17 protein-coding genes are annotated in these 15,765 nt (G+C 60.1%); 12 read left to right on the plus strand and 5 right to left on the minus strand.

Translation table 11 applies throughout. From position 1 onward, the window contains the following. Positions 1 to 13: 13 nt before the first annotated feature. Both arsS and stpA read right to left on the minus strand, forming a co-directional pair. Entirely contained in the window at positions 14 to 967 is a 954-nt protein-coding gene (gene arsS, locus SynA1562_RS08615; RefSeq protein ID WP_186493539.1) for an arsenosugar biosynthesis radical SAM (seleno)protein ArsS, read from the minus strand. Positions 968 to 1,042: 75 nt separating this feature from the next. Further along, on the minus strand, positions 1,043 to 2,251 hold the full coding sequence (stpA, locus tag SynA1562_RS08620; RefSeq protein WP_186493540.1) for a glucosylglycerol 3-phosphatase: 1,209 nt from the start codon (positions 2,249 to 2,251) through the stop codon (positions 1,043 to 1,045). 179 nt (positions 2,252 to 2,430) lie between these two features. Here stpA and SynA1562_RS08625 point away from each other — a divergent pair, with 179 nt between their 5' ends. Then, the gene (locus SynA1562_RS08625) at positions 2,431 to 3,735 is read left to right on the plus strand and encodes a Rieske 2Fe-2S domain-containing protein (protein WP_186495375.1); all 1,305 of its coding nucleotides are present in this window, start codon (positions 2,431 to 2,433) and stop codon (positions 3,733 to 3,735) included. Here the strand turns inward: SynA1562_RS08625 and SynA1562_RS08630 are convergent, their stop codons facing one another. After that, entirely contained in the window at positions 3,736 to 4,188 is a 453-nt protein-coding gene (locus SynA1562_RS08630) for a hypothetical protein (RefSeq protein ID WP_255445615.1), read from the minus strand. 263 nt (positions 4,189 to 4,451) lie between these two features. Here SynA1562_RS08630 and SynA1562_RS08635 point away from each other — a divergent pair, with 263 nt between their 5' ends. From SynA1562_RS08635 to SynA1562_RS08670, 8 genes are all read left to right on the plus strand, one after another. Then, positions 4,452 to 5,015: a glutathione S-transferase family protein gene (locus SynA1562_RS08635; RefSeq protein ID WP_186493541.1), complete on the plus strand. Its 564-nt coding sequence runs from the start codon at positions 4,452 to 4,454 to the stop codon at positions 5,013 to 5,015. A 220-nt stretch (positions 5,016 to 5,235) separates the two neighbouring features. Then, positions 5,236 to 6,750: a hypothetical protein gene (locus SynA1562_RS08640; RefSeq protein WP_186493542.1), complete on the plus strand. Its 1,515-nt coding sequence runs from the start codon at positions 5,236 to 5,238 to the stop codon at positions 6,748 to 6,750. A gap of 82 nt (positions 6,751 to 6,832) precedes the next feature. Beyond that, entirely contained in the window at positions 6,833 to 7,951 is a 1,119-nt protein-coding gene (locus SynA1562_RS08645) for a phosphotransferase enzyme family protein (protein WP_255445616.1), read from the plus strand. 1 nt (position 7,952) lies between these two features. Further along, positions 7,953 to 8,528, plus strand: coding sequence for a DOMON-like domain-containing protein (locus tag SynA1562_RS08650; RefSeq protein WP_186493544.1), 576 nt, complete (start codon positions 7,953 to 7,955; stop codon positions 8,526 to 8,528). A 39-nt stretch (positions 8,529 to 8,567) separates the two neighbouring features. Further along, the gene (locus SynA1562_RS08655; protein WP_186493545.1) at positions 8,568 to 9,587 is read left to right on the plus strand and encodes a lytic transglycosylase domain-containing protein; all 1,020 of its coding nucleotides are present in this window, start codon (positions 8,568 to 8,570) and stop codon (positions 9,585 to 9,587) included. A 43-nt stretch (positions 9,588 to 9,630) separates the two neighbouring features. Then, the gene (locus SynA1562_RS08660; RefSeq protein ID WP_186493546.1) at positions 9,631 to 10,302 is read left to right on the plus strand and encodes a hypothetical protein; all 672 of its coding nucleotides are present in this window, start codon (positions 9,631 to 9,633) and stop codon (positions 10,300 to 10,302) included. 28 nt (positions 10,303 to 10,330) lie between these two features. Further along, the gene (locus tag SynA1562_RS08665; protein ID WP_186493547.1) at positions 10,331 to 11,656 is read left to right on the plus strand and encodes an O-acetylhomoserine aminocarboxypropyltransferase/cysteine synthase family protein; all 1,326 of its coding nucleotides are present in this window, start codon (positions 10,331 to 10,333) and stop codon (positions 11,654 to 11,656) included. A gap of 17 nt (positions 11,657 to 11,673) precedes the next feature. Then, positions 11,674 to 12,567, plus strand: coding sequence for a homoserine O-succinyltransferase (locus SynA1562_RS08670; RefSeq protein ID WP_186493548.1), 894 nt, complete (start codon positions 11,674 to 11,676; stop codon positions 12,565 to 12,567). A gap of 25 nt (positions 12,568 to 12,592) precedes the next feature. Here the strand turns inward: SynA1562_RS08670 and SynA1562_RS08675 are convergent, their stop codons facing one another. After that, positions 12,593 to 12,910 (minus strand): hypothetical protein, encoded by a 318-nt coding sequence (locus tag SynA1562_RS08675; protein ID WP_186493549.1) that lies wholly within the window; start codon positions 12,908 to 12,910, stop codon positions 12,593 to 12,595. A 59-nt stretch (positions 12,911 to 12,969) separates the two neighbouring features. Here SynA1562_RS08675 and SynA1562_RS08680 point away from each other — a divergent pair, with 59 nt between their 5' ends. Further along, a complete protein-coding gene (locus SynA1562_RS08680; protein WP_186493550.1) occupies positions 12,970 to 13,554 on the plus strand; it encodes an alpha-ketoglutarate-dependent dioxygenase AlkB in 585 nt (194 codons plus the stop codon). On the opposite strand, the gene SynA1562_RS08685 is transcribed toward SynA1562_RS08680, so the two are convergent. After that, positions 13,545 to 14,459 carry an AEC family transporter gene (locus tag SynA1562_RS08685; protein ID WP_186493551.1) on the minus strand — a complete coding sequence of 305 codons (915 nt, stop codon included), beginning with the start codon at positions 14,457 to 14,459 and terminating at the stop codon, positions 13,545 to 13,547. The two genes, SynA1562_RS08680 and SynA1562_RS08685, sit on opposite strands and share 10 nt — an antisense overlap. Positions 14,460 to 14,931: 472 nt before the next feature. Between SynA1562_RS08685 and SynA1562_RS08690 the strand changes: the two genes are divergently transcribed. Continuing rightward, positions 14,932 to 15,321, plus strand: a complete 390-nt coding sequence (locus SynA1562_RS08690) for an AbrB family transcriptional regulator (RefSeq protein WP_006849603.1) — start codon at positions 14,932 to 14,934, stop codon at positions 15,319 to 15,321. Between the two features lie 159 nt (positions 15,322 to 15,480). Continuing rightward, positions 15,481 to 15,756 carry a hypothetical protein gene (locus SynA1562_RS08695; RefSeq protein ID WP_186493552.1) on the plus strand — a complete coding sequence of 92 codons (276 nt, stop codon included), beginning with the start codon at positions 15,481 to 15,483 and terminating at the stop codon, positions 15,754 to 15,756. The last annotated feature ends 9 nt before the right edge of the window (positions 15,757 to 15,765 follow it).

Consider the following 15,765-nt stretch of genomic DNA (forward strand, 5'->3'; position numbering starts at 1 on the left):
CACAACGCGCCGATCAGCCCTGAAGTGCGCCGCCACAACTTGACCCTGCACCAGCAGTGCAGCCAAAACAATGCGGAGCCGTGTGGATGGACTGATCCAGCGAAACGGCCTCAAGGTGGACCAGATCACGAAGGTGACGCACCTGCCCGGGACAGGGCAGGCCGAGCTGCTGATTGAAATCACAGTCGTAGAGATGGCCCTGCCAATCGACACTGATCAGCTGACGGCACATCACAGCTCCCAAATTTTCAGGGTTGTGCGCATCCTCGAGGAGGGTCTGATAACGCTGCAGATCGCCGCTGCGTTCCAGTTGTTTGGCGAAACGCTGGATGGGCATGTTCGCCAACGTGAGCAGACGATCGAAGCGAATCCCCAATCCGCCCAAGACCTTCTTGTAATCCGCCTCCAAGGCTTGCTGGGGAGGAGGCAGAACCGGACCCAGCGGGTTGTAGACGAGATCCAGCTGCCGGTTTGGATCGCCCGTTCCATAGCCCAGGGCATTGAGCTGGCGCAGTCCGCTGATGCTGCGCTCAAACACGCCATCACCCCTTTGTTGGTCAACGTTCTCGGCGCTGTAACAGGGCAAGGAGGCGGTGATGCAAACCCCCTGCTCCGCCAGGAATAAAGCCAGATCGTCCTGGCCGGGTTCACTGAGGATCGTGAGATTGCAGCGGTCAATCACGGTGGTGCCGCGTGAGCGTGCCTGGCGCACCAACGCGCGAAAACCCGGGTGCAACTCCGGTGCTCCACCCGTGAGATCAAGGCAGGAGATGGAATGCTGTTCAAGGATCTGCGGAATCAACGCCAGCAACTCCGCACTCATCATCTCGGTGCGGGTGGGCCCTGCATTGACGTGGCAGTGGGCACAGCTCTGGTTGCAGCGGTAGCCGAGATTGACCTGCAACGTTGTGAGCTGTCCGCGCTTCAGGGGCGGGAAAACGGTCTCAACAACAGCCACCGGCTCCATGCGGATGAGGCTGATTCTTCCAGAAAGAACGCATCCAGGCTGGAGAAACGAATGCTCCCGCAGCTGAGCCGCTAATCAACCCACCCGGCGACGTTCAGAGAGCTGTCGGAACCAGGCGATGTACTGCTCCGGGCCATCAGGCATGAGCGCGTCAATCCGCAAGGGATCCTCCGGATCGGTGATGCCCTGCAAGCTGCCATCGGCATGGCTGGGGCGATCCACTTCTCCATGGCTGCTATCAACGAGAACAACGCGATTGGACTGACCGCACCAGGCACCGAGGTCCTGCAGCAGGTTGAGGAAACCGCGATCACTCCCACCCCGCAACCAGCCCGTGCCATCAGCCGATGGCGTGGATGTGACCGTGTCTCCCACCCCCACCAGCAATGGCATCCGTTCCGCGGAGATGCGCTGCTGCACCAACGCCAACAGCGCTTCGGGATCGTGGGGAGCCGTTCTCACGTTGAACTTCTCACCCAAGGGTGATTCACCCCAACGGCGCTGGATATGCTGATTAAGCAGCACCAGAAGTCCGGCCTCCTTGATCGACCCGGTAAGCATGAATTGAATGTCGGTGGTGCCCACATCACCTTCAGCAGCGGGCTTGATCCGTTCCTGGCCTTGCGCATCACGGCCCAGGTTGGGAGCCACATGCAGGAAGAAAGATTTCTCCAGGCCCTGGGCGGCAGCCTCGGCAAGCAACTGATGCATCAGCTCCGAGAGCATCGTCTGCAGGGCCTGCTGAGTGATGACATCAGCGGGGACGAGTTCAAATATCCCGTTGAGATTGATGGTGGGTGAAACCTGGGTGTCCAACACCGCGGCTCTGGCCACCTCGGCCAGGTCATCAACACCCACCTGAGGCAACAGGCCCGGCAATCGCTCCATCAAGAGAGCTTCCATTCGGGTTGGGGCTGCAGCGAGAAAAGCCATTTCCGCCGGCGAGACCCCGGGGTGGCTGAGGTCACCAAAGCGATCCTGCAGCTGCACCCCTCCAGCCGCCAGGCCTGGCAGATAACGGCCCTCACGTTTGGGGAGAACCGGATCCCCCAAAGCCTGCTCCACGAGGCGGTTCACCCCACGCCGCCCTTCATGCTCCCCATTGGTCAACACTGCGAATTGGCCATCCATGGCCGCAACAGCGTCCACATAGGACGGATCCATGCACCGCGTCAGTGGATCCTTCACCAATTGCATGCAGACACCGTCCAGGTCCTGCACGATCAGCAGGTCTTCAGCACCGGTGAGCTCCTGCAGCAATTGATCGAGCGTCAAACGGGGCATGGAGGTTCAAGGAGGTCGCTGCAGCCGAAGGAACAGCGGTGCACTTTCGTCGCGCAACTCATTAGTGCCAAACCCGTAAGAAGTCCAGTGGGGGGCGGCAGGCAGAACCACCGATGGCACGTGAAACACCGCAGCCATGCCATCCGCCCAGCGATCATGGCGGCCTTGATGCTCCTGCCATGCACCCCACCTGGACCGAACAGTGGTGGCCGATCAGCTTTGTGCAGGACCTCGACCCCAAAACGCCGAGTCGCTTCACGCTGCTGGAGCGGGATCTTGTGATCTGGTGGGATCGCGCCGCATCGAGCTGGCGGGTCTTCCCAGACGTCTGCCCCCATCGTCTAGTGCCCCTCAGCGAAGGGCGGATCAACGAGGAAGGACTGCTGGAATGCCCTTATCACGGCTGGAGTTTCGATGGCGACGGCCAGTGTCAGCGTGTGCCGCAGGCTCTCGAGAACACCCAGCCCAACAACCGTCGGTCCCGCTGCGCCAGCCTTCCCACCGCCACGGGGCAGGGGCTGCTGTTCGTCTGGATGGGGGCCCCCGATGCCGCGGACCCCAGTCAGCTCCCCTTGGTGCCAGCCCTGGAGGACAACCCCGACAGCTGGACTGTGCAGGACACCTTCCGGGACCTGCCGATGGATGCCGTGACCCTGCTGGAGAACGTGCTGGACGTGAGCCACGTTCCCTTCACCCACCACAAGACCGTTGGCAAACGGGAGAATGCCGCGCCTGTGGAAGCTTCCATCACGGGGGAAGACGCCAGCGGCTTCACGGCCTACTGGGAGGAGGGGCCGCGTCGGGGCAAACTCGGCGCCCAATCCACCACCTTCCATGCCCCGCAGCTGATGTGGCATGACCTCACCGCCCAGGGCTTCGGGCGAATTCTCACGGTGGTCTACGCCGTGCCGATTCGCCGCGGCGAGTGCCGCCTCTTCGCCCGCTTCCCCTTCCGGTTCCAATCCGCCGTCCCCCGGCTGCTGATCGGATTGCGGCCCCGCTGGTTGCAACACATCGGCAACCACAAGGTGCTGGAAGACGATCAGGTGTTCCTGCACTGGCAGGAGCGGGTGCTGGAGCGAGCCGGCGGCAGCCCCGCCGTGGAACGCAGTTTTTTTATGCCCACAACGTCAGATGTCTACGTGGCGGCGCTGCATCGCTGGTTGAACGGCAACGGTGGCGAGCCCTTTGCAGGACAACCCCTACCTCCGCGGCAAAGCACCACGGCGCTGATGGATCGATACAACAGCCACACGATCCATTGCCGCAGCTGCTCGTCGGCGCTGACGCGGATTCGTGCTGCCCGCCCCTGGGCATGGGCCCTTCTCTGGGGATCCGCCGTGCTTTTGGGGATCCAACAGGGCAGCGCCTGGAACAGCACCGGCTTGGTCACAGCCGCGCTCTCGGCCCTGGCACTGCGGCAACTCAACCGTTGGGAGCAAGGGCTGACGCTCGGCAGCGGCCAAGCCCCCCGCAACCGCTGATCAGAGCCCCGGCACAGGCAGCAAGGTCGGCTTCACCTTGCCCTCGATATCGACCTTGCCGCCGATCGTGATTTTGTCGTCGACAGACACGTCTGCCCGTACAGACAGCGGATCATCGGCTGTGACCGACACCTGCCCCTCAACCCCGCTGACCCGCGCATCGGCATTCACCGTCACTGCTCCCGCAATCGATTTCACCGAAACAGGGCCTTCAATCGCCAGGGGCGCATCGCCGCCGATGGTCACTTGCTCCTGAACAACAACCGGCAAAGGGGTGACGGAGCGGATGGTGACACTGGGCGGAAGCACCAACTTGTCGACCTGCAATCCGCCCTCAATCGCAATAGGAATGGGCCGACTCAGCAGCTTGGCGGCCGTGACCGCCAGAACCAGGCTGGACAACACAACCGCCGCAGGCCAGCGGTATGCCATCAGCAGATCACGGCTGGGCACAGGCCTAGAGGCAATGGTTTGAGCGCATTACAGCGTGTTTGAACCAGTTCTGCCCGTGATGACATCTGCACGGCCGCCCAAGGTTGTTATCAACGAGAAGTTTTTCTTGCACTCCGACGCAAAAGACTGAAACGCCACATTTTCAACACAACTGGATCACCAGCAAGTCATCCAACATTGAGATGAAGACTGACCAAACCTTGCGCAGCGCAACGACACCGGTTGATCCCAACAGATAGCATGGTGAAAGCTAACAATCAGTGATGACGTTTTATCTCTACGGCGGCCCCAAGACCCGTGTTTCGATGCCGAAATGGTACTTGGCAGAAAAGGGAATTTCTTACGAATACGTCAACATTGATCTGGCAGCTGGTCAAAATCTTGCAACCAGCTATCTGGAGGTGAATCCTTTCGGCAAATTGCCTGCCCTCAAGGACGACAGCAATGGTTTGGTGCTGTTTGAGTCGGGCGCCATTCTTCAGTATCTTTCCGAGAATTACGCCAACGAGATCAACGATGCCGCAACTCGTGCCTCGATCAGTCAGTGGATTCTTTTCGCCAACTCCACACTGGCGATCGCGCTATTCGTTCCCTCCAATAAGGAGCGGGAGTTTCCAAGGCTGATGGCAACTCTGAATGACATCTATACCAAGAAACAGTTTTTGGTGGGGGATTGCTGGACCGCAGCAGACTGTGCAGTCAATGCATATCTTGGCTACCTCCCTATTTTCTATCCCAACGAAGATCTCTCGGCTTATCCAGAAATCCAAGCCCTCAACGAGCGAACAAGGTCCAACCCGAATTACAGAATGATCATGGGCCTTTGAACCATTCAATAGCCATTAATTGTTGACTTCTTGCTTATTTCAATTGTTCAGCCTGCACTGCTTCGCATTCGCAGGCCTCTAAAAGCACCTGCAGCAATAAGACGCGATTGAGCTGGGTCAACTCAGAGGACGCCTCTGGGCGAAACTCCGCACTGCCCAAGCAAATGGCGTCTGTCTGCGGTGAGCAGTCCCCTCGAGAACGCTGCTTAGTCTTGCCCTCATGCGCAATTCCTTCTTCGATCAGAGCCTCGACGCCGGCGCAATCCGCCGGCGCGTTCAGGAGCTCTCGACCGGCAAGGTGGGGTTCTACAGCGTCGGGCTCTATCCCGCCTCGCTGGCCTACAACTGCGCCATGCAGAACGCCAAAGGGCGTCTGTTGCTGGCCCCTCGCCCTGGCCGGGACCTTCTGGGAGCGTTCCCCGAAGAAACGATTGCAACGATGGACGATGAGCACGTGGAGACCGTGCTCAACATGGGCGGCCACCGAAACGGCGACGAGCGGATCGCCAACACGCTGAGCGATCTGATCCAGCGCTGCGAACTTGTTGTGCTCAGCGCCAACAGCAATCACATCGAAGAAGACCTCCAGGAAGCCTGTCGCCTGCGCAAAGAGCTCCACCGGGAGCAGGTGGTGCTGGCCTGCCTGGCGGGATCCTTCAGCCACGATCCAATCAGCAACAGCGCCTATGTGCTGTGCGAACAACAGCCTGAGCTTGCGTTCTTCTCCGGCTTCCATCGCCATGGGGCTCTGCGCAACCCCTTCGACAGCTTCACGGCCAACTTCTGCCATCCCAATGCCCTTACGGCCATGTTGGGAGCCCAACTGATGGATCAACTCTCCCCCAACATCCAGGTCTCCGCTGGTGTTCACAACGTGGAGGGGCAATTCATCAAGGCCGCCAAAAACATGGCCTCGGTGTTTGCCGGCTTCGGCTATGGCTTCCATCAGGACAACCCCGGCGTGTTGCCCACGCTGCTGACCCTGCTGCTGAACCAGTGCCTGGACCAGGCAGCCACCGTGTCGATGGCACGCCCCGACCGACAACGGCTTTACCACCGTCAGCCCTTTCCCCTCACAGAGCTGGGCTACGCCGTCCCCAGGATTGAATCCACCCTGGTACGCGATGGCGACTTCGAGCGGGTGCGGGACCACACCTTCAGCCAGCTCACGGCGATGGTGGCCGATGTGCGCGGCAGCATGATGCTGCCGGTTTCCGGCAGCCCCACCCGCAACTTCCAGGCCGGGCAAGTGATGGCCGAAGCGATGCGCGATCAAGGCCGCTGCCCCCATTCGATGGAGGAGTTGGAGCAGTGGTGTGAAGCCGCAGGCCTGCGTAAAGGCGGACTTGAAGGCCTCAAGTCGCTGCGCTACTGGCCTCAGATCGCCCGCAAATACGCGATCCCGGCCAACGACGCCTCGATGGTGAATCTGCTCTACATGGCGATTTATGGGCGTGCTGGCGTGAAAGAGACGGCTTACCGGGTGATGACGGAAAGCCGGGAACTCTCCAGCTACTGCCAGGAATCCGTACGACCCAGCCACAGCCGTCGCTACGCCGAAGCGCTGCAGAATCTCGATGTTCCCAAAGCCCTCGAGCTGGTGGTGAACGCCGTGATTGCTGACAACGCCAATCAGGCCATGGGCAGAAAGATGGCTCTTGACGAGAACGGTGAGACCGGTACACCGGCCTACCTAGAACTCATGGATGTGATCGAAAGCCAGCTCGAGGCCTGAGTCGGCTGTAGTTCTGCACACCTGAACGGGGCAGAGCACCGGAAGAACGGCAAGGTGCCTTGTGAGACCCATGCGACCGTTCATGACCGAGGCCCTGGAAGCCATCGCCGATCGCTTCCATCCTCGCGAGGGGATCAAAGCCATCCGCTCCCTTGGCTCGGGCAACGTCAACGAAACCTTCCTTGTGACCCACGAAGGGCAGGGCGGCGCCTTCGTCATGCAACGCCTGAACACAAACGTGTTCGATCGGCCTGACCTGGTGATGCAGAACCTGCAGGCCCTGGGCGACCACATGGAACGCCGTCTCGCCTCTCCACCCCCACAACTCAAGGGGCGGCGCTGGGAAGTGCCCAGGGTGGTTCCCTGCCGGCGAGAGGCCTCCCCCTGGATCGAACAGAACGGAGAGTTCTGGCGCTCGATCACCTACATCGGTGCGGCGACCACGAGCGACGTCATCCGGGACAGTGCCCACGCCCAGGAAGTGGGATACGGGCTGGGAATGTTCCACCACCTGATCAGCGATCTGCCCACCGATCAACTGGCGGACACCCTCGAGAATTTCCATGTCACGCCGGCCTACCTCCAACGCTTCGAAGCGATCGCCCCGGCCCCAGACCGCCTGGGGCCGGCCGAGCGTGACGCCTGCGCATTCATCGAGGCACGTCGCCAAGGCATCAATGTGCTGGAAGCAGCACTCACCCGCGGTGAACTCCATCACCGCCCCATCCACGGGGACCCGAAGATCAACAACGTGATGATCGATGAGGCCAGCGGCCAGGCGATCGGTCTGATCGATCTGGACACCGTCAAACCGGGGCTCATTCATTACGACATCGGTGACTGTGTGCGCTCCTGCTGCAATCCAGCCGGTGAGGAAACCCTCTGCCTCGACGATGTGAGCTTCGACATGGAGCTCTGTGAGGCGATCCTCACGGGCTACCTCTCCGTTGCGGGTGGGTTCCTGAGTGACTGGGACCTGCACTATCTGCCCCACTGCATCCGCCTGATCCCCCTGGAGCTTGGTCTGCGCTTTCTCACGGATCACTTGGAGGGCGATGTGTATTTCCGCTGCGATCGACCTGGGCACAACCTGCAACGGGCCCTGGTGCAGTTCCGACTCACCGAAGCGGTGGAGCAGCAGTTCAACGCCCTGGAGCAACTGGTTGCGCGGCTGAAGCAGCAGCCAAATCCAAACCTCTGAGATGGCGCGTTCTGCCGTGATGCTGCGTCAGGGCTGCCGCCTGATCCCCTTTGAACGGTCCATTCCAGCGGGGGTCCAGATCAGCGCTGAGCTGGTGTGGAGGCGCGAGGGTTGGCTGGAACTCAGCTATGGGGTTCTGGCTCGCGCGGCCAAGGGCATCGGCGTTCTGAAACTGCCGGCGGGGCTGAAGGATGGGCCCCAACAGGGGCAGCGCAAAGATGAGCTCTGGACCACCACCTGCTTCGAGGCATTCATCGCTGCCCCCGGAGAGCAGCGTTATTGGGAAGTGAATCTGGCGGCCAATGGCGATTGGGCGCTCTATCGCTTTGATGGCTACCGCAGTGGACAAACCCAACAGGAGCTGAGCAGCCCCCCAACGGTGCGGCTGCAACGCGGATTGCACCAACTGCGGCTCGACGCCCGGATTGCCTTGGAGCCCTGGTGGACACCAGATGTCTGCCCAAACCTGGCACTTACGGCCGTGATTGACCGTGGACAGGAAGGGCTGAGCCATTGGGCCCTCAGCCACGGCCCCAAGGCGGACTTTCACGACCGCAGCACCTTTCTTGCCGCCTGAACCGCACCGGTAGGGTCAGCACAGCGCCCCTGCCCCACCATGCGCAGCCGCAATGTGCTTGCTGTCTCGGCCATCACGGCAAGCCTGCTGACAGGGCTCTGGCTTAGGCCAAAACAGCCGCAGGCTGCAGCCGAAGCGGTTGTTTCAAAGCAAGCTGTTTCCAAGCAGGCTGTCTCTAAGCCACTGGTGACTGAGCCAGGGGTGAAATCACCTGTGCTGCTTCCTGCTCAGGCCAGCCAACCGAAAACCAAAGACGGCCGGCAGTACCCCCTTGTGCCAGCTGAGCCAGCCGAGCTGGCAACACTGCTGGCGGCCGTTGAACAGGCGCTAAGGGATCCCGCCACAGCGGCCGAGGCCCTGCCCGATCTCGGCCATCAACAACAGGTGATCTATCGGGTCTTGTCGACGGACCAACCCAGATCTCAGCAAGTGATTAAGGCTCTACCTCCGCGCTGGCGCAGCGTGGCGGAGCGCCACCTGGCAGCACGGCGTGAATTCGTTCGCATGAGCCGCGGTCGTGGACCGACGATGCTCCCCGCCTGGCGGATCATTCAGCCCGAACCAGCGGCGAATCTGCTCAGCTATTACCGCAAGGCCGAGGCAGCAACAGGGATCGAATGGGAGGTTCTGGCGGCCGTGAACCTCGTGGAAACCGGCATGGGACGCATCGACGGCATCTCCGTGGCCAATGCCCAGGGCCCGATGCAGTTCCTGCCCACCACCTGGGCCGAACCGGGGATTGGCGCCGGGAACATCCGCGATCCCCACGACGCCATCCAGGCAGCAGCGCGTTACCTGGTGAGACGGGGCGGACTGCAGGACATTCGCCGCGGCCTCTGGGGTTACAACAACAGCGATTACTACGGCCGCGCCGTGCTGCTCTATGCCTCACTGATGAAGGAGGACCCTGCCGCCTACACCGGCTTGTATCACTGGGAGATCCACTTCAATGCAGCGGCCGGTGATCTTTGGCTGCCGGTGGGTTACAACCAACCGCAGCCCATCACGGTTGAGCAGCATCTGCAAGCCAACCCAGCCAGCAGATCACCAAACGGGTGAGCATCGACACCTACGCTGAGACCTGGCGTGATCCAGGAAGCGGGTGTCCAAGGAAACCTCCCATCGCGGTGATGAACTGAAGGGTCTCGGTTGGTCCGAGGCTGATGTGGCTCGCTACATCGAGCTGTGGGAATACCGGCAGCGCTGGGGGGCCATGAATTTGGAACGGGAGGATCGCCTGTTCCTGCGCAAAGCGGAAAAAGCTCTGCCGGCGATTGTGACTGGACGGGCCGCCGCCAAGAAGTCAATCAAAGACAAGACCTACTACCGTTGGCTGCGCTTCCATCTCGATGCGATGACCGAAGCCGAGGCGGGGATGGGCCTTGGCGACGGTGAACGCGGAGCATGGCCAGTGCTGCTGGAGGCTGAACTCCGTTTGCTCGACCATTACGAGCCCGTGCTCGGCTTGCCCGACACGTTGAAGGCCAAAGCCCTCAGCCCTGTGCGTGAAAAGCTCACGGCCCAAGTGGCTGCTCTTGGCAACACCAAGGCCTACGACTTCCAGGCGCCTCTGATTGCGCTGAAAGCTGAAGACAGCAGCAACCGCTGGAAACATCTGCGCGAGGTGGATGCGAGTGATCGCACCTATCCGTTGCTTAGCGCCGATGGCGTGGCTGGATTCCGCAGCGAAGCGCACCGCGACATTCAGGCCGTGATCCGCAGCACGTTCCCTTCTTTGGCGGAAACCGACAAACCCGAGCTCTCTGACGACTAGAACTGGGGCAGTGGCCCCGCCGAAGACCATGTCTCACCGCTTCGAGACCCTGCAACTGCACGCCGGGCAGTCCCCGGATAGTGCAACCAACGCGCGAGCGGTTCCGATCTATCAGACCAGCTCCTACGTCTTCAATGACGCCGAACACGGAGCCAACCTCTTTGGTCTGAAGGAGTTCGGGAACATCTACACCCGCCTGATGAACCCCACCACCGACGTGTTTGAAAAGCGCGTCGCCGCCCTTGAAGGCGGGGTGGCCGCACTGGCGACAGCCTCAGGCCAGTCGGCTCAGTTCCTGGCGATCACCAACTGCATGCAGGCGGGAGACAACTTCGTTTCAACGTCTTATCTGTACGGCGGCACCTACAACCAGTTCAAGGTGCAATTCCCGCGCTTGGGAATCGACGTGCGTTTTGCCGAAGGCGACGACGTCGCGAGCTTTGCAGCACAAATCGACGACAACACCAAGGCGCTCTACGTGGAAGCGATGGGAAATCCCCGCTTCAACATTCCCGACTTTGAGGGTCTTTCAGCGCTCGCCAAAGAGAAAGGGATCCCCTTGATCGTCGACAACACCCTGGGAGCCTGTGGAGCTCTAATGCGACCTATCGACCACGGCGCTGATGTGGTCGTTGAAAGTGCGACCAAGTGGATCGGGGGCCACGGCACCAGCCTGGGGGGCGTGATCGTGGACGCCGGCACCTTCAACTGGGGCAACGGCAAGTTCCCGTTGATGAGCCAGCCCAGCGCGGCGTATCACGGCTTGGTGCACTGGGATGCGTTTGGCTTCGGCAGTGACGTCTGCAAAATGCTGGGCCTTCCGGATGATCGCAACATCGCCTTCGCCCTGCGGGCAAGGGTGGAAGGGCTGCGGGATTGGGGGCCGGCCGTCAGTCCGTTCAACAGCTTCCTGCTGCTGCAGGGCCTGGAAACCCTGAGCCTGCGCGTTGAGCGCCACACCGAAAACGCCATGGCCCTGGCCACCTGGCTTCAGGACCATCCCGCCATCGCCCATGTGAGCTATCCCGGTCTGGCCGGTGATCCTTACAACGCTGCCGCGAAAAAATACCTGACAGGCCGCGGCATGGGATGCATGCTGATGTTCTCCCTCAATGGCGGCTACGACGATGCGGTTCGCTTCATCGACAGCCTCAAGCTGGCCAGCCACCTCGCGAATGTGGGCGATGCCAAAACGCTGGTGATTCATCCCGCATCAACGACCCACCAGCAACTGAGTGAGGCTGAACAAGCCTCTGCTGGCGTGACCCCCACGATGGTGCGGGTCTCCGTTGGCCTTGAGCACATCGACGACATCAAGGCCGACTTCGAACAGGCCCTCGCCGTTCTCAGCTGAATGACGTCACAGCCCCCATGGCGCTGATTCTTCCTGGCAGTTACCACAAAATCGCGGAGGTTGAACGCAACCGGATCTCCTGGATTGAGCCTGAACAGGCTGAACGCCAGGACATCCGGCCACTGCGTATCGGCATCTTGAACATCATGCCGCTGGGCAAGCAGTACGAGTTCAACCTGCTGCATCCGCTGGGCCTATCGGTGCTGCAGATCGAACCGATTTGGATTCGCCTTAACTCCCACGCTTACAAGAGTTGGGATCAGAACCATCTCGACCAGCTCTATGTGAGCTGGGATGAAGCCTTGTCCCAGGGTCCTCTGGATGGCTTGATCATCACCGGTGCCCCCGTGGAACACCTGCCCTTTGAACAGGTCAGTTATTGGAACGAACTGGTCCAGTTGATCGAGGAAGCACGCAGCACCTGTGCCAGCACCCTCGGACTGTGCTGGGCCGGTTTCGCCCTCGCCTACCTTGCGGGCGTCGACAAGGTGGCCTTCCAACAGAAGCTGTTCGGGATCTACCCGATGCGCAGCCTTGTGCCGGGTCATCCATTGATGGGAACCCAGGACGACCATTTCGTCTGCCCCCAAAGCCGTCATGCCGGACTGCCGGATGCCGCGATGGAAGCCGCCGAACGGGACGGACGTCTTCGTTTGCTCGCCCACGGCGAACAGGTGGGCTACACCATTTTCGAGACATCGGATCAGCGGCAGCTGATGCACCTCGGCCACCCCGAATACAACGTGGGACGGATCCTCGGAGAAATGGAACGCGACCGAGCCCGCGGAGATGTTCCGCCGCCCGAAAATTTCGATGCGGCCCAATCCCAGACCCTCTGGCGCTCCCACCGGAATCTTCTATTCCAGCAGTGGCTCTGGTTCTGCTATCAGCGGGTCAGCCTGAAGGCCTGATCAGGCTTGGCTGCAGCAGCACCCCTTAACCGTGTCGTTTCGAAATGGATTCCAGATTGGCCGAAGACTCCTGAGCGACGGCATCTGGACGCTCAGCGGATTTGCGATTGAGTTCCCGCTCCAGCGAGGCGATGCGTCTCTCGCGAAGGCAATGACGGCATCCACCCAGGGTTTGAAGATGCTTTTCAGGTGTGATCGTGATCGGTTGAACCGGATGGGCGTTGCAACGGATTTGAACAGGACTCTTGTAACTGCGCCAGCGGATCAGGCTGTAATCGAATTGATCACCGAAGCGCTGTACAGCGCGCTTGAGGAATTCGTCTTGGGTGATTCGGGCTCCCATGCCACCGAATGTATGGGACAGTCTCGGGATCGAACCGACCTCGTCATCCGACGTCACGAATGACCATCCATCCAGCTGCAGCTGAAACGGACTGGTCCCTGCATGAGGGTTGGCTGAAGCCGGATCTTGCAAGGCACTGGCAAACACAGCTTGAACACCAGCTCCAGTGGGAGCAGCCCGTCGTTCAGGTCTATGGCAAGCGCCACCCGGTCCCCCGAATGACGGTGTTTCTTGCCGATGAAGGAATTCATTACCGTTACAGCGGTGCCATTCACACCGGTGATGGATGGCCTGCATGGTTCAAGCCATTGCTGCACCAGGTGAATGAAGCCTGTGAGACCAACTTCAACGGATGCCTGCTCAATTGGTATCGCCATGGCGATGACCGCATGGGTTGGCACGCCGATGACGAACCGGAAATTGATCAGCGGGCTCCGATTGCCTCCCTTTCACTCGGGGCAACACGGGATTTTCAGCTCCGCCACCGCAAAACTGCACACCTAAAAAGGTCTCTGCCGTTGGCCGATGGTGACCTTCTGGTGATGCACCAGGGCTGTCAGAGCCGATGGATGCACAGTGTTCCTCAGCGGCGCAAAGTGCAGAGCACCCGCATCAACCTCACCTTTCGCCGTTTTCAGAACTGAGACCGCAGCAGCAAACCCCACGCGGGCGCTGTGATCAAGGCCAACAACGTGCTCCAAAACACCAGCCCAGCGGCACGCTCCTGATCAGCACCCACAGACTCTGCAATCAGCAACAGAGAGATTGCCGTTGGTGCGGCTCCTTGCAGAGCAACCGCCTGAACCATCAACGGCTTGAACTGGAGCAGAGACGCCAGCAGCAGCAGAAACAACGGATAAAGCAACAACTTGGCCAGCAGTGGCCTCAGCAGCTGCAGAGGACGTGCCACCGGAGCAATGCCCTGACGATGAATGCTGCCCAGGCGCATGCCCACCACCATCAGTGCCAGCACAATCACGCAGCGGGAAGGCCACCACAACGCATCGGCCATAGACGCAGACCAGGGAGTCATCAGAACCAGCAGAGCGCCGATGAGCCCTCGGGTTGCCGGACTAGCAGCAAGGTTGCTCAGCAGCCCTCGCAGCCGTTGGGAACCATCAACCTGCCCCCCGAGCATCAACGGCCCCAGGCTCCAGGCCATCAGGGTCGCCCCCAGGTCGTAACCAATGACGATGGGCAGAGCCTCGCCGGGCAGGAAGGCCAGAGCGAGAGGAACTCCGAAATAGGCCGTGTTTCCGGTGCAGCTGCCAAGCCTCAGCGTGGGAGACACAAGCTCAGCCAATCCAGGCAGGCGAGCGGCTCCCACCAAAACAAGGCTCATGGCGAGCACTGCAAGACCCGCGGCCTGCAACATGTCGCCGCTTAGGCCACCCTTCAACAGCAGCCCCATCACACTGATCGGTACACCGAACCGCACCAGCGGTTCGGCCAAACGGGTGGACAAGGTTTGATGTCGTCGACCAGCCCAGAACCCAATCAGAAGAGAGGGCACAAGCTCCAGCAAAAACCGAAGAATTGGCACCTCCATCAAACGATTCGACCCTAGAAAGCTGAGGTGACTGAGGACTTGGCCCGAGACCTAATCTGACGTCCGATCGGCCGCGTGGATCCAGCTGATGCAACCAGCTTCACGCCATCGCATTGTGCGCAGTGATCAATCAGAAGATGGGCTGACACGGCAGCGCTTTGACAGCTACGACGCTGCCTACGATGAACTTGAGCGTTACTACGGCGATTTTTGCTGCTCTGATGATGATCGTGTCGAGTACTCGATCGTTTGTGAATCCTCAGACACTCCGGAGGTTTAAACCACTGAGGGGGCCTCAACATCAGCCCGTCAAGCTTCATCGCAGAGGGACAGTCTCAAAAGCCAGACCACAGAGACGCATCCCTAGATGGCCAGGTTTCAAACCACTGAGCCTTGGCAATATCGGCTCGATTGATTGACATCCAGCCAGCCAACCAGTTATGAACTATGTATTCATTGAGACGCATTTAAAATGCTGACTGGTTCCGAACTGCTTGCCAAGGTCAAAGAACTTGGAGATGTTTCCAAATCCGATCTGGTGAGAGCTTGCGGATACGTCTCTGACAAGAAAGATGGTGGTGATCGCCTGAATTTCACTGCGTTCTACGAGGCTCTGCTCGAGGCTAAAGGCGTCAATCTGAGCAGCGGTGGTGCTGCGATTGGCAAAGGCGGTCGCAAGCTGAGCTACATCGCCAAGGTGCAGGGCAATGGCAATCTGCTGATCGGCAAGGCCTACACCGCCATGCTGAACCTGGAACCCGGTGACGAATTCGAGATCAAGCTTGGCAAGAAAGCCATCCGTCTGATCCCCACCGGTGCAGCTGCGGAGCACAGCGAAGCTGCCGATCAGGTTGACGAATGATCAACTGATCCATCACTTCAAGGTGAATTCCTTTCAGCCCCTCCCATCCCAGGAGGGGCTTTTTTTAGGCAACGACGCACCCAGGGCCTTCCCGCAGGCACGCCGGGGCTGGCATCAATAATGCTGCTCGGTAAGGTGAGCCTGACTGGAGCGACAGAGTTGAAATCCATCAGGGCAACAATCGCTTCGTTCCTGAGCAATACGTTTCTTTTGGGGGGCTCAGTCGCCCTGTCCATCCATATCGTGCTGACCTTTTTTCGGATGCACGGACTGGCGCTGACCCTCGCTTTTGTGGCGTTTTGGCTGATCAGCGTGACGGCCTACTTCCAATGGCAGGAGAAGCAGTCGGTGCCTCGTACCGCCAGAAAAACGTCGACGCACGACAAGCACAGCCAAAAGCCCACTGAGGCTTGGAGAGAACGACAGTCAGCCTGAGGCTCTGCA

This window comes from Synechococcus sp. A15-62, from assembly GCF_014280075.1.
In the GTDB taxonomy this organism is placed as follows: domain Bacteria; phylum Cyanobacteriota; class Cyanobacteriia; order PCC-6307; family Cyanobiaceae; genus Parasynechococcus.